This is a genomic window from Ferrimonas futtsuensis DSM 18154 (genome assembly GCF_000422645.1).
GTDB classification, from domain to species: domain Bacteria; phylum Pseudomonadota; class Gammaproteobacteria; order Enterobacterales; family Shewanellaceae; genus Ferrimonas; species Ferrimonas futtsuensis.
This window is the reverse complement of sequence record NZ_AUGL01000009.1, coordinates 144922-157407: the sequence shown is the minus strand read 5'-3', so window position 1 is coordinate 157407 and position 12486 is coordinate 144922. Positions and strand designations below refer to the sequence as shown.

Sequence of the window (12486 nt, the reverse complement as noted above, 5' to 3'; positions counted from 1 at the left end):
TTATCAGAATTTGTCTTTCCAGGCTCTCAGCTGTGCAAAGCAGGCCACGCTGTCGCCACAGGGTTGACCGCTGTGCTGTTCCGCTGCCGCCTGAATCTGGGGCAGGTGACTGCGAAGGAAGGGGTTGATGGTCAGCTCGTTGGCCATGCTGGTGGGCAGGGTGGGGATCTTGTCCTGACGCAGTTTGCTACAGCGGTGCTGATAGGCCTGAAGTTGCTGATTGTCCGGCTCCACGGCCAGGGCGAAGTCCAGATTGGTCAGGGTATACTCGTGGGCGGGGTAGAGCAGGGTGGAGGCCCCCAGGTGTCGCAACTTTTGCAGGGAGTGATACATCTGCTCGGCGCTGCCCTCGAACAGGCGCCCGCAACCGCCGCTGAACAGGGTGTCGCCACAAAACAGGTGGTGTCCCACCTGGTAGGCACAGTGATCCAGGGTGTGACCCGGGCACAAGGTGACCTTGGCGATCTGATTCAGCCCCTCCAGCAGTATCTGGCTGCCTTCGTTGGCCACCTGAGTGCCCCCGTCAAACGCCGAGTTGGCGGGCACCACCACTTCCACCTCTGGCCAGTGGCCTCGCAGAGAGGCAACACCGCCCACATGATCGTGGTGGTGGTGGGTGATCAGTATGCCGTTGAGCTCCAGGCCCTGCTCCAGCAAGTAGGCGGCGGCCGCATCACCGTCCCCGGGGTCCACCACCCAGGCGTGGTCGCCTATGTGCAGGCACCAGATGTAGTTATCGTCGAACGCGGGGATGGGGGTAATGCTCAGCATGGCGGTACTTCCACAGGGAGTGAGCCACCAGTGTATGGGGGAACAGGGTGGTGGGGAAGCAAAACTTGATACAGTCGGTTGGTGGGAGTTGTTGCGGCCCTAAGGTACTGGCGCTCAATGCCTATTGTCAGTTATCTTTACTGCGTAATGTACCTGGAAAATGGTGATTAATGCGTCCAGCCTACAGCTTCGATTCCATCGCACCTCCGGCCAACTGGTCCCAGCTCCCCTGGGGCGACTGGCTGCAACAACAGGTGTCTGCCGGATTGGATAACTGGTGGCCCAGGCTGTTTGGCTATCACCTCATCAAACTGGGGCCTCTGGCCGCAGACCTCAACTCCGGTCTCTGTTCTATTCGTCATCAGGTTGCCATCCATGCCGACGGTGGAGACGCCTGGGGCGAGGTCGATGATCTGCCGCTGCGCTGTCGCAGTGTCGATGCCTGCATCATGCCGATGGTGCTCGACTTTCATCAGGATCCCCACGGAGTGATTCGTGAGGCTGATCGGGTTCTTGTGGAGGGGGGACACCTGGTGATCATCGGGTTTAACCCGCTGAGCCCCGCAGGCCTGGGAATGCTCTCTCCCAGTTCGCGCAAACGCTACCCCTGGAAAGGGAGAATGTTCACCCCGAACCGGGTCAGGGACTGGCTCGGCGTATTGGGGTATCAGCTGGTGGCTCAGGAGCCGCTGGCGTTCAGTTCTTTGCTGTGGTCCCCGGATCGTTTTGTCTGGCCGCAGCAGTGGATGGCCCAGCAAACGCCCTCATTGGCTTCTGTGTATATGTTGGTGGCCAGAAAGGTGGCGGTACCCATGACCCCAGTCCGGCCCAGATGGCGGCCGAGAAAACGTTTGATTACTTCACCGGCCGCCGTTGGCCGGACGGCGGCCGAGAGGCGTCATCGTTAGATTTTTTATCGAGACTACCGGCGAAGGATTTGGAAAAGGGCCCATCGGGCCCTTTCTGCGGTGTTAAGGCTGGTAGCCCGTATCCTCTTTAAGCTCGTTGCCAGAGGCGGCCTCTCTGGCCAGGTCGTCCACCCGTTCGTTTTCAGGTTGGCCGGAGTGCCCCTTCACCCAGTGCCACTCAATCTGATGCTTTTGGGTGACTTCGTCGAGCCGTTTCCAAAGATCCACGTTCTTGACCGGCTGCTTGCTGGCGGTTTTCCACCCCTTGCGTTTCCAGCCATGAATCCATTGGGTGATGCCCTGGCGCAGATACTGGCTGTCCGTGTGCAGGTCTACTACGCAGGGCTCCTTCAGGCTTTCCAGCCCAATAATGGCTGCCAGCATCTCCATGCGGTTATTGGTGGTCAGGCGATAGCCTTCGCTCATCTCCCTGGTGTGCTGGCGATAACGCAGCAGCACACCATAGCCTCCAGGACCTGGGTTGCCCAGGCAGGAGCCATCGGTGTAGAGGGTGACAGATTTTAGTTGAGTCATTTAAATTGGTACCATAGCCGGAGCCTAAGCGGTGCAGTATACCGCAACTTGTTGCAAATCAGGATTATGACAGACATCAATACCCCAGTACGCCAGATCGTATTCGATACGGAAACCACAGGTATGAACCAGGACGGGGGCCCGCACTACGAGGGGCACCGCCTGATCGAGATAGGCTGTGTGGAGATGGTCAATCGTAAGTTGACCGGCCGTACTTTTCACGTCTACATCAAGCCGAATCGTCCGGTGGATGAAGAGGCGATTCAGGTGCACGGCATCACCGATGAGTTTCTGGCGGATAAGCCGCTGTTTCATGAGGTGGTGGACGGCTTCATGGAGTTTGTTCGCGGTGCCGAGCTGATTGCACACAATGCCCAGTTCGATATCGGCTTCATCGACTATGAGTTCGGGATGCTGGGTCGATACGGCAAGCTGCAGGATCACTGCTCAGTGGTCGACAGCCTGCAATTGGCCAGAGAGAAGAAGAGCAAAGGGGAGATTCAGGGGAACCTGAATCTGGATGCCCTGTGTCGCTTCTATGGCATCGACAACAGCCACCGCACCTTGCACGGAGCCTTGCTTGACTCCGAGATCCTGGCGGATGTGTACCTGTTTATGACCGGTGGCCAGAAGGCCCTGGAACTGGCTTCCGGTGCCGATGGAGAAGGCGGAGGCATCGTTCGCCTGAAAAGTGACCGCCCGCCCCTTAAAGTGATCGCCTGTTCGGCCGATGATATCAGTAGACACGAGGAGCGACTTGGATTGGTCAGCGAGCCAATCTGGCTGAGAGGGTAGAGGATGAGTCGATGGAAGGCGGTGTTTCTGTTGTTCCTGCTGCTGGCGGGGACACGCGCCTGGGCGCTGTCGCCACAGGCGTTGAAACTGCTGGATAACCGCTTTCGGGTGGATTATGGAATTGAAGCCATCACCATGCTGGTGCAGCGCAAGGAGCACAGCTCTCCGGTCATCGTGGTACTCCCGGATGGCAGCAAGTGGTACTCCCACCGCCACCCCCAGAATGTCAGCTGGAGCGAGGGTCCTGCCGGTGACATGATCCGGGTGGCCAATCCCATGCCCGGCCCCTGGCAATTGATTGGTCAGGTCAGCGAAAACAGTAAAATCCTGCTTATCAGTGACATTCAGCTGATGCTGGATCCTCTGCCGAAGACGGTGTTCCGCGGCGAGCGGATTAAGCTCCACGCCAGCATTGAAGGCGACAACAATACTCTCTCCATTCGCGACTTCCATAAGATGCTCAAGTGGAAGGTGAATCTGGTGAGCGCCAACCGACGTGGCGATGAAAATTACGCCGCCGGCGTGAAAAAGATCGGTGGTTTCGAAGACGATGGCACCAAGCTGGATGAGCGTCCCAACGATGGTCACTTCACCTCCTCCCTGGATTTCGATCAGCCCTCCGGCCTCTATGGCTTGCGGCTGGAGGTGGGCAATGAGGTATTTAACCGCACTGTTGACCAGGACCTTGAGATCATCCCCCAACCGTTTAGGCTGTCGGTGCCGCAGAAGCCCGGAACGGATCCCGGTGAGTATCGGGTGCAGGTCAACGTCGACCAGCAGGATCTGATGCCAGGCGAATTGCACCTGGTTATCCAGGTTCGAGCTCCGTCGGGCATGATGGGGGAGTTGACCGTCACGCCTGAGGAGGAGGTGCAGAGTTATTCTCTGCCCATGGTGATGGAGATGGGCAGTTACCTGATTAAAGGTACCGCCGTGGGCACCACGGCGTCAGGGGAGGAGTTTTTCCTTAACCTGCCCGAGCTCAACTTCTATGTGTCTCCGCCGCCGCCCCCCAGTCTCAGCCCCACCGAGCGGGCAGCCATGGTTCAGGAGCAGATGCAGGAGAAAGAGGACGCGGCACGGTTTAGGGTCATCAGCATAGTGGTCGGGGCCAATGGGGTGCTGCTGCTGTTTGGCCTGGGTGTCCTGCTGTTCTGGCGCAAGCGCATGCGGTTGATGGAGCAGCTGGAGGCGGTGCCTCTGGTGGCAGAGCCGGAGATTGAGCCGGACAAGATCGATCTCACGACAGACAGCGACAGATAAAAAAAAGCCGGGTACCCCCGGCTTTTTTGCCTGTTCGGCTGAGTGAGTTCAGGCTATTGAGGGGCGGCAGGGGTGAGTCCGCGGGTGCGGGCCAGCTTCTCCTGAAGGGCCTGGGCCAGAGGGGGCCAGGTCAGTATGCCCACGGGTTCGTTGTTGGTGTCGGTGACCACTAGGAAGTGCTCGTGCGAGGCCTGCAGTTGAGAGGATGCGTTTTCCAAAGAAGCGCAACGCTCGATGCTGGGCACCCCATGTTTCATCACCTGATGCAGTTTGCGGTGCTGCAGTTCCCGGTCCAGGGTTCGCTCCGCAGCGGTATCCAGCAGAGGACTGTGCCAGAACGTGAGCATGGCGTTGGTGATGTACCCTCGTACCGTATGGCCATCCTCATCCATTACCAGGGCCACACTGAGGTCGGCCCGGTTCATCGTCTCCTCGGCCTGAGCCAGAGTGGTATCAAGATCCAGCTTCAGCACCTTGCCCAGAGAGAGGGCGTCAATGCACTCCACAGATTGGGTTCGCTCTTCACAGAGGAACTCCAGGCAGATGTCCACGGCTTCACTGTTGAACTGAGTTCCCCGCCCCTCCAGCAGCACCTCCCTGAGTTTTTCGAAGCCCAGGGCTGGCCGATAGGGACGGTGGGACAGGATGGAATCGGATACGTCGGCAACCGCCAGAATCTGGGACTCGATGAGTATCTGTGGCTCTTTCAGGCCAAAGGGGTAGCCTGACCCGTCGAGACGCTCGTGGTGTTGCAGGATCATGTCCCGAATGGGCCAGGGGAACTCCACATCCTTGATGATGGCCGCGCCCCGCTCCGAGTGAGTTTTAATGAGATCAAACTCCTCTTCGCTCAATCGGGAGGGTTTGGTCAACAGCTGGGTGGGGATCGCCAGCTTGCCGATATCATGGATCAGGCCACCGAGCTTCAGCCCTTCCAGTTGGTGATGGTTCAGTCCCATGCGGCGGCCAATGCGATGGGCCAGCTTGGCCACCGAGCGCTGATGGCCTGCGGTGTAGGGGTCGTTCACTTCAAGAGCGTCGGCAATGGCACCAACCAGCTGAACCAGAGAGTGATTAAGTTGTTGCTTCTGCTGCCGAATAACACGGGATTGCTCGGCTACAACCTTGAGAGTCTTGGGCAGTTGAATGGCATGCCAGACAATGGTGCCGTAGACCATCAGGCTCTTGGCATCCACCTCGGTGTAGGGCTTATCCCTGTTAAAGACCCCGACCAGCCCGACAATGGCGCCTCGATAGGTTATCGGTACGCTCAGGTGATTGTTTACGCTCTGGCCAGCCAGACAAGGCAGGGGCTCATCGTCGATATCATTGCAGATGTAGGCGGATGATTCTTCGATGCACAGCGCCAGGCTGGGGCAGTCGTCGATGGAAAACGACTCGGGGTCGATGCCCCGGCTCTGGTGTCGGGCGGCCAGGCTGAGTTCACGTTTGCCCGAGTTGTAGTGCATCAGGTAGCCATCCTGAGACTGTGAGATGTGTACTGCACGGCTCACCAACTGGTTTAGCGTTTCCTCAGGCGCGCTTTTGATCACCGTCTCGAGGTGGCCTATCCACTGGTCACTGGAGTACAGCGCGTGGTTGTAGTTGGGGTGCAGCTCCATCAGCCAGCGGTTATCCAGATCGAACTCCATCAGCGCCAGGCAGACGGGCAGCTGGGCATTGCCCGTTGGTGAGGCAATGCAGTGCAGCCCTTTCCCTTGGTGGGAAACACACTGGAACTGGCTACGTTGCTGCAGAAAGCGCAGGCTCATCTGTTGATCTGGGGTCAGTGTGGGCAGAAGCTTGCACAGAGGAATCGGAAGACTCCGCGTTGGACAGAAGTGGACAAGGAACGCTTGACTGGCTTGGTGCACATTGAGGTCGGCATCGAGCAGCACCCATTGAAGGCCGCTGATACCAAGAACATCCAAGTTGATTGGCGCAGTGATTGTGTGGGTCATCGCGGTTGGCTCCAGTTTCTCGCCGAAACGGCTTCCACATTGGTTCTTTCATGGTCTGCCTAACTTCAATTTAGCGGCAAATTTATTCAAATCCAATAGCTTAAGCTGATGAATGTCCGGTAAAAACGACAAAGGGCCGGTTTTTGGGAGTGTGAAGGCAGAGGGGAGAAAAAAGGACTGGTCGCGGCGAGAGGTAGCGCAGGTTGGGACCCGCGACCGTCCAAAAATAAAAGAGGCAGGGCTGCAGCGAGAGGTAGTGACTGTCGAGGACTGCAGCCCGCCAAAAAACGGGTTATGAGGCCATGGCTCTTTCGGCATCGATGTAATTAAGGGCACTGATCACCCCATGATGCCAGTCGATAGCCAGTTTCAGCTTGCGACTTTCGGTGTTCATTACGTAGCGCTCGAAATCCTTGCCCAACTCTTTACGCAATGATTTGGAGTGATGAATGCTGCGCAGGGCCAGCACTTCATGGAGAGGAATTTTCCAGAACACCAGTTTACCGTCCGGCTCTTGGGTAACGGCCGTAGAGTCGTAAACCCAACCAACTTGGTGCACCAGATCGATCAGTTTTACTTTTTGGTCCATTATTGACTCCCTTTTATTTTTTTTCGTCAATCTGTGAACATAAGATTAGTGACGCTAATTATTCCAATTGTGCTCCCCGCACTAATATTCTTTATGAATAATGGAAGGTATTAATTAGCGCCTTTTAAGAGCTGTTAGAGTAATTAAACACTGCACAACCCTCACCACTTCGACTAAGGCGGTATCACCCGATGCTGCGCTGCTCCCAGGTCCTGGGGCTGCGGGGCCAGCGCCGGTCTCGGTTCTGCTCCCACGCTATGACTATCGGGTTTCGGCTACCGCGTTCCTTACGATAGAGTCCGGAAACAAAGACCAGTGCTGCGACGACCAGAGAGGCAAGATAAAACAACGCCATCCCTGTAATACACAAACATGCGAATAACACTAGACTGCTGCCTACGAGTTCTAATACTTCCATATTAACCTCTGCTATTTGTGTGGCCTTAATCTTGAAATTTATATAAACACAGAAATCCTTTACTGACCCATAACTTAAGAAAATAAGTGTTAAGTGGATCTCCTATTGGCATTACATTGATAAGTAGATTCAACTTGCTTGATAGAGCGGGGTAGTGTGAATCACTTGTCGACTGGGAAAGTGGGAGTGGATTCAGGAATATTGATTAAGGTGATTCTTCTTGGTCACTCTGTCCTAATGAAAGATATTGTGTTTCTGTGGGATCGATCGATCTATAAAAGGCTGCAAAAACCCCGTTTTGCAGCAGGATATAATCCTGCATATCGGGTGGTGGCCGGGCAAAAATCTGTGGTGAAGCGCCAGAAATCGAGAGTTTCTTCTCTCTGATACCGAAAAGTGGCGCCATTGGAAGGTGATCTGGCTCACCTTGGCGCTGTTTTGCGCAGTGAGCCAGATGTGTTTTTTTCAGGATTTGGGCTTCCGGACTGCCATGATCTTGGGGCCGGGAGGGAGGGTTATTGGCTTGCCTGGCGATTGGGCCAGAAGTGCAGGGCATAGCGAAGCGCGACATAGCCCACCATCAGGCTGGCCAGCACCAGTTCCAGATCCGCCAGCGGCCGGAGCAGCGCCGTCAGCTCCGAGGTGCCACTGGCTGCCTTATCCAGCACCTGGTAGAGGGCGGTGGCTGAGATCACCAGGGGGAAGGTGAAAGCCGCGTATCCTGGACTGAAAGGCAGGCGCAGCAGGCGAAACATGGCCAGATACACCAGGGTCGTCATAAGCAGCGCAAGGGGAAGCAAGGTATGGATGACGACGGTGTCAGGCTGGCGAATTACCGCCAGGTATCCGGTCAGTGCCAGACTGGCCGGTGCCGCCATAATGGCAAAGGTGGGGTAACCTTTGGGATCGTCCCAGCGGCGATATATCAGCCGGTAGATCATCACCGGCAGCAGTAGGGCGTAGTTGCCCAGCCCCAACCACATCATGGCCTTTGCCACTGGATAGAGGGTGTCACTGGGGTAGGACAGGGCGGCGACGATGATCCCCACAGGTGGCACAAACCAGCTGGGTAACATGGTGGAGAGTTTGGGCTCTTTCAATCTGTGGTAAAGAAACAGAGTCATCAGAATCAAGTGCATGGTTACCGCACCACTCCAAAGCAGGGTGGCAGCCGTGGGCAGATACAGTCCCAGAGTTTTGGAGAGGATCATGGCGCCCATGGTGTAGGTGGGCATCACACTGCCCACCAGAGGGCAGGCGACTTCCCTGCGCAGCAGAGCCGGGTGCATCACGAACTTCACGGTCAACATCAGCAAGAGTACTGCCGCAATGGTGGCCAGGGTGACCTGAATCCACAATCCTGCGTCCAGCCTTTGCTCCAGGCACAGTCCCAGGCTGGCGATGCCCAGCGCCAGTCCCGCCATTGGGGTGGGCAGATGTTGGGATGTTCGATGTAGGACAGTACTCATTGAGAAACCTCAGGATCGTCTAGATGTGGCTATTGTCCCTCGTTCCTTCATTTAATAATATCGAATATATCGCAATAATTGTTTAGAGGAGCTATATGGTTGACCTTTCTCTCAAGCAGCTACGGCTGTTCTGCTCCGTTGCCCGGACGGGCAATCTTGGCATCACCGCCGAACAGTTGTTTCTGACCCGTGGCGCAGTCAGCCAGGGGATCAAGGCGCTGGAGTCCCGGTTGGGCGTGTCTCTGTTCGAACGCCAGGCTCAGAGGCTGCACCTCAATGCCCGAGGCCACCTGCTGTTGCCATTGGCTCAGCAGATGCTCAACCGTCAGGAAAACATCCTGGCACTGTTTGAGCCGGGAGGATCTCAGGCGCCCCTGCGTCTTGGCGCCAGCCTGACCATAGGCAACTATCTGTTGCCAACGCTCCTTGGCGGAGAGTTTGGTGGCATTCCTCTTGATGGCGAAATTCGGCTGGCCAACAGTGCAGAGATTCAGAGGGCCCTGGTGGCGTATCAACTGGATTTGGGGCTGATCGAAAGTGAGATTCTGGAGCCGGGGTTGGAGAGGCGCCACTGGCGGGATGATGAGATGGTAATGATTGCGCCTGTCGATCATCCGCTCTCAGGAAAAGTGGCTGACTGGGAGCGGCTTTCTGAAGAGACCTGGGTGCTCAGAGAGCGTCAATCAGGCAGTCGCGAACAGTTTGACCGGTACCTGGGGCCCAGACTCAAGCCTGTCATCAGAACATTGGAGTTGGGCAGCCTGGAGGCGGTGGTACGATCGGTGCAGGCGGGACTGGGGTGTGCCTTGGTGTCTCGTCTGGCCTGTGACGATGGCCTTGCACGAAGAGTGGTCAGTCAGGTTGAGTTACCTGAGCCTATCTACCGCAGACTCTATCTGGTGTGGGGCGAGGGTAACCGAGCCCTTCCTCAGGTGGCATCAGCACTGAAGCTGCTGTCGCCTCGTTGACCCGCAGGCGGGACCACCGGAAGGAAGGGGGGGTCATCGCCAATCAGCTCATCCAGCAGATGGATGGGAGGCATCACCACATCAGGGCCACCGGGGTGATGGGGGCCTGGCGGCGGATGAGGGCCAGTGGCCAAATCTGCTGGGAAGGGGAGTTCGATGTCTACCGGGTTGCCCTCGCGATCATAGAGAGGATGCCTTGGGCGGCCATCGGGCCCAAACTCAGGAATGGCAGGGCGGCCATTGCCATCAAACAGGGCTACGGCGGTTTCCGGGTTCAGGTAGGTGACCACCAGGTTGCCTTCCCAGCTAATGGGGTCCACCAGCAAGCCGGGGTTGGCCCGGCGAAAGGCATCGAGGTAGGCTTCGGCCTGAGCGGTGGTCTCATAGCTGCCACGGAATATGCAGCCAGCCTGACGGCAGAAGTGGTAGACGGGTTCGACGCCCTGACCTGGAGCCAGCCCCCAGTTTTCACTCCAGGGCCCCATCATTTTGTCCGCCATGAACATGGCCAACTGGCCATCCACGTATTTTTCCGGATGATCATAGATAAACCGGGCTTCCGCCAGGCTGTACTCGGAGAAGATCAGCTTGCCATCCACCATTTGCGGAATCAGCAGCGTATCCCTCACCACCAGGCTGGTCTTACCCGGTTCAAGCATCGCCACCAATGTGTCGTAATCGGGCGAGCCCGGCTGAATCAGCCTGGCGTAACTGGGGGTATTGGGGGCACTGACTTCGGCGGGGACCGTACTGCTAGGTGAGGAGCGAAACAGTCCAAAATGAGGGGGCACCGGGTCGGCTTCTGAGTCGGCAGAGACGGTGCTGCTTCCCTGAGAACCGGCGGCCACCGCCACCGGGCCAGCCACCACGGCGGCTGCGGTCATGCTGGCAGAATCTGCTTGGGTCAGAAGCGGTTGCCCCTGCTCTTTGTGGGTGCCGGTGTCAGGGCCAGAGTGCAGGTTCAGCAACTTCATCAGGCGATCAGACGGCATGGCGCTGCCCTGGTGAAAACACCAGAAGCCGGCCAAAACTGCCATCAATGCCCAAATAGGTTTTGCTTTCATTCGCTGCCCTGACTCATAACCTTTGGCCATTCTATCAGAAAAAACACTTAGGTAACCCGGTGGGCCGGAGAATCGCGTGTGGACGTTTAGCCGTCCAAATGCTAACGTCGACCACAGTGTGTTTTATGGCCTGTTGAGGGAGAGTGGTATGAAAGTCGGAATAGTCGGTTGGCGAGGTATGGTGGGCTCGGTGCTGGTGGAGCGTATGCACCAGCAGCAGGATTTCGACGCCATTAAAGCCACCTTCTTCACAACCTCCCAGTCGGGTCAGCCTGCACCGAAAGGAGCCAGTGAGCCTACTCTGGCGGATGCCTTCGACCTGGCTCGCCTGGAGCAGATGGAGGCGATCATCTCCTGTCAGGGTTCGGACTACACCAGGGAGGTCTACCCGAAGCTGCGCCAGTCAGGCTGGCAGGGGTACTGGATTGATGCCGCTTCCAACCTGAGAATGGACGATGAGGCCACCATAGTGCTGGACCCGGTCAATCGCGATGTCATTGACCGGGCACTGGATGAGGGCAAGACCACCTTCGTTGGCGGTAACTGCACCGTCTCTCTGATGCTGATGGCCATCGGTGGCCTGCTGGAAGCGGATTTGGTGGAGTGGATAAGCCCCATGACTTATCAGGCTGCCTCAGGTGGCGGCGCCCGTCACATGAAGGAGTTGCTGGCACAGATGGGGGCGTTGCACCAGGAGGTGGCCAGCGAACTGTCGAATCCAGCCTCGGCCATTCTGGAGATCGAACGGGCGGTGACCGCCAAGATGAACTCCGGCTCTCTGGACGCCACTCAGTTCGGTGTGCCCCTGGCAGGCAGCCTGATCCCCTGGATAGATTCGCCGCTGCAATCGGGGCAGAGCCGCGAGGAGTGGAAGGCCCAGGTGGAGGCCAATAAGATCCTCGGCAGTGATCAGCGGCCCATAGCCATCGACGGACTCTGTGTCCGGGTGGGAGCGCTGCGGTGCCACAGTCAGGCGCTGACCATCAAGCTCAAGCGAGACTTGCCCCTGGAGGAGATTGAACGGCTGATAGCCCAGCACAATGACTGGGTGCAGTTGGTGCCCAACACGCCAGAGGCCAGCCGTGAGCAGTTGACGCCTACCGCAGTCACCGGAACCCTGTCGGTGCCCGTGGGCCGGTTGCGTAAGCTGGCTATGGGGCCAGAGTACCTGTCGGCGTTCACCGTCGGCGATCAGCTGCTGTGGGGGGCCGCGGAGCCATTGCGACGCATGTTGACCATACTGGTGGCCAGACAGGCCTGATCCAGCGCATATTTTGCCGGATTACTGTCGCGGTGAGCCGGTAGGCCGGGCTATACTGCCCGGCATTGATTATGGGGCCGACCTTCAATCCTGGGTGGGCCCTTTTGCTGGAGTAGAGTATCGATGCTGACCAAGATTCTGGTCACCCTGCTGGTGATTACCGTGGTGCTGATGAGCACCAAGAGACGCGCCCCTGAGCGCAAGCAGGACGCCGAGCTCCCCTCCATGGCATCGAGCTGGTTGCGCTTTCTGGCACCCGCCATCGCCGGAGTGGTGATGCTGGTGGCGGCGGCTTTCTCCGGTTGGCAGTGGTACCAGGGACAGCAGATTCTGCAGGTGCGGGTTATAGATGCAGAGCACCAGAGTGAAACCCTCTACGAAGTGTTTCGAAAGGACCTGGACGGAAGACAGTTTACCACCCGTGATGGCCTGTACGTGGAGCTGGGCAGTACCGAGCGGATGGAAATTTCCCATATCGAATAAAG

12 protein-coding genes are annotated in these 12486 nt (G+C 57.4%); 6 read left to right on the top strand and 6 right to left on the bottom strand.

Annotated features, from left to right (window positions below; all coding sequences use genetic code 11):
- Nucleotides 1-3 precede the first annotated feature (3 nt).
- Entirely contained in the window at nt 4-771 is a 768-nt protein-coding gene (gene gloB, locus G505_RS0107975; RefSeq protein WP_035385179.1) for a hydroxyacylglutathione hydrolase, read from the bottom strand.
- A gap of 170 nt (nt 772-941) precedes the next feature.
- Here gloB and G505_RS0107970 point away from each other — a divergent pair, with 170 nt between their 5' ends.
- On the top strand, nt 942-1679 hold the full coding sequence (locus G505_RS0107970) for a class I SAM-dependent methyltransferase (RefSeq protein WP_028109084.1): 738 nt from the start codon (nt 942-944) through the stop codon (nt 1677-1679).
- A 63-nt stretch (nt 1680-1742) separates the two neighbouring features.
- Here the strand turns inward: G505_RS0107970 and rnhA are convergent, their stop codons facing one another.
- Nucleotides 1743-2213 (bottom strand): ribonuclease HI, encoded by a 471-nt coding sequence (gene rnhA / locus G505_RS0107965; protein WP_028109083.1) that lies wholly within the window; start codon nt 2211-2213, stop codon nt 1743-1745.
- Between the two features lie 66 nt (nt 2214-2279).
- Between rnhA and dnaQ the strand changes: the two genes are divergently transcribed.
- Nucleotides 2280-3008 carry a DNA polymerase III subunit epsilon gene (gene dnaQ, locus G505_RS0107960; protein WP_035385178.1) on the top strand — a complete coding sequence of 243 codons (729 nt, stop codon included), beginning with the start codon at nt 2280-2282 and terminating at the stop codon, nt 3006-3008.
- A 3-nt stretch (nt 3009-3011) separates the two neighbouring features.
- Nucleotides 3012-4271 carry a TIGR03503 family protein gene (locus tag G505_RS0107955; RefSeq protein ID WP_084643911.1) on the top strand — a complete coding sequence of 420 codons (1260 nt, stop codon included), beginning with the start codon at nt 3012-3014 and terminating at the stop codon, nt 4269-4271.
- A 53-nt stretch (nt 4272-4324) separates the two neighbouring features.
- Here the strand turns inward: G505_RS0107955 and G505_RS20945 are convergent, their stop codons facing one another.
- The 3 genes from G505_RS20945 to G505_RS0107940 all read right to left on the bottom strand — a co-directional run bounded on the left by G505_RS20945 (nt 4325) and on the right by G505_RS0107940 (nt 8708).
- Nucleotides 4325-6043, bottom strand: coding sequence for an HD domain-containing phosphohydrolase (locus tag G505_RS20945; protein WP_169628200.1), 1719 nt, complete (start codon nt 6041-6043; stop codon nt 4325-4327).
- 481 nt (nt 6044-6524) lie between these two features.
- Nucleotides 6525-6821, bottom strand: a complete 297-nt coding sequence (locus G505_RS0107945; protein ID WP_028109080.1) for a hypothetical protein — start codon at nt 6819-6821, stop codon at nt 6525-6527.
- Nucleotides 6822-7754: 933 nt separating this feature from the next.
- On the bottom strand, nt 7755-8708 hold the full coding sequence (locus G505_RS0107940) for a TDT family transporter (RefSeq protein WP_035385177.1): 954 nt from the start codon (nt 8706-8708) through the stop codon (nt 7755-7757).
- 95 nt (nt 8709-8803) lie between these two features.
- Between G505_RS0107940 and G505_RS0107935 the strand changes: the two genes are divergently transcribed.
- Nucleotides 8804-9676 (top strand): LysR substrate-binding domain-containing protein, encoded by an 873-nt coding sequence (locus G505_RS0107935; protein WP_028109078.1) that lies wholly within the window; start codon nt 8804-8806, stop codon nt 9674-9676.
- Here the strand turns inward: G505_RS0107935 and G505_RS0107930 are convergent.
- Nucleotides 9637-10740 (bottom strand): hypothetical protein, encoded by a 1104-nt coding sequence (locus tag G505_RS0107930; protein WP_157509114.1) that lies wholly within the window; start codon nt 10738-10740, stop codon nt 9637-9639. The two genes, G505_RS0107935 and G505_RS0107930, sit on opposite strands and share 40 nt — an antisense overlap.
- 148 nt (nt 10741-10888) lie before the next feature.
- On the opposite strand from G505_RS0107930, the gene asd reads away from it, so the two are divergent.
- A complete protein-coding gene (gene asd / locus G505_RS0107925; protein ID WP_028109076.1) occupies nt 10889-12001 on the top strand; it encodes an aspartate-semialdehyde dehydrogenase in 1113 nt (370 codons plus the stop codon).
- Between the two features lie 123 nt (nt 12002-12124).
- Nucleotides 12125-12484 (top strand): hypothetical protein, encoded by a 360-nt coding sequence (locus G505_RS0107920; protein WP_028109075.1) that lies wholly within the window; start codon nt 12125-12127, stop codon nt 12482-12484.
- Nucleotides 12485-12486 lie beyond the last annotated feature (2 nt).

What these genes read in the sequence shown, in the direction of transcription:
- gloB (WP_035385179.1), bottom strand. Translation starts at nt 771, where the DNA reads ATGCTGAGCATTACCCCCATCCCCGCGTTCGACGATAACTACATCTGG.
- G505_RS0107970 (WP_028109084.1), top strand. Translation starts at nt 942, where the DNA reads ATGCGTCCAGCCTACAGCTTCGATTCCATCGCACCTCCGGCCAACTGG.
- rnhA (WP_028109083.1), bottom strand. Translation starts at nt 2,213, where the DNA reads ATGACTCAACTAAAATCTGTCACCCTCTACACCGATGGCTCCTGCCTG.
- dnaQ (WP_035385178.1), top strand. Translation starts at nt 2,280, where the DNA reads ATGACAGACATCAATACCCCAGTACGCCAGATCGTATTCGATACGGAA.
- G505_RS0107955 (WP_084643911.1), top strand. Translation starts at nt 3,012, where the DNA reads ATGAGTCGATGGAAGGCGGTGTTTCTGTTGTTCCTGCTGCTGGCGGGG.
- G505_RS20945 (WP_169628200.1), bottom strand. Translation starts at nt 6,043, where the DNA reads ATGAGCCTGCGCTTTCTGCAGCAACGTAGCCAGTTCCAGTGTGTTTCC.
- G505_RS0107945 (WP_028109080.1), bottom strand. Translation starts at nt 6,821, where the DNA reads ATGGACCAAAAAGTAAAACTGATCGATCTGGTGCACCAAGTTGGTTGG.
- G505_RS0107940 (WP_035385177.1), bottom strand. Translation starts at nt 8,708, where the DNA reads ATGAGTACTGTCCTACATCGAACATCCCAACATCTGCCCACCCCAATG.
- G505_RS0107935 (WP_028109078.1), top strand. Translation starts at nt 8,804, where the DNA reads ATGGTTGACCTTTCTCTCAAGCAGCTACGGCTGTTCTGCTCCGTTGCC.
- G505_RS0107930 (WP_157509114.1), bottom strand. Translation starts at nt 10,740, where the DNA reads ATGAAAGCAAAACCTATTTGGGCATTGATGGCAGTTTTGGCCGGCTTC.
- asd (WP_028109076.1), top strand. Translation starts at nt 10,889, where the DNA reads ATGAAAGTCGGAATAGTCGGTTGGCGAGGTATGGTGGGCTCGGTGCTG.
- G505_RS0107920 (WP_028109075.1), top strand. Translation starts at nt 12,125, where the DNA reads ATGCTGACCAAGATTCTGGTCACCCTGCTGGTGATTACCGTGGTGCTG.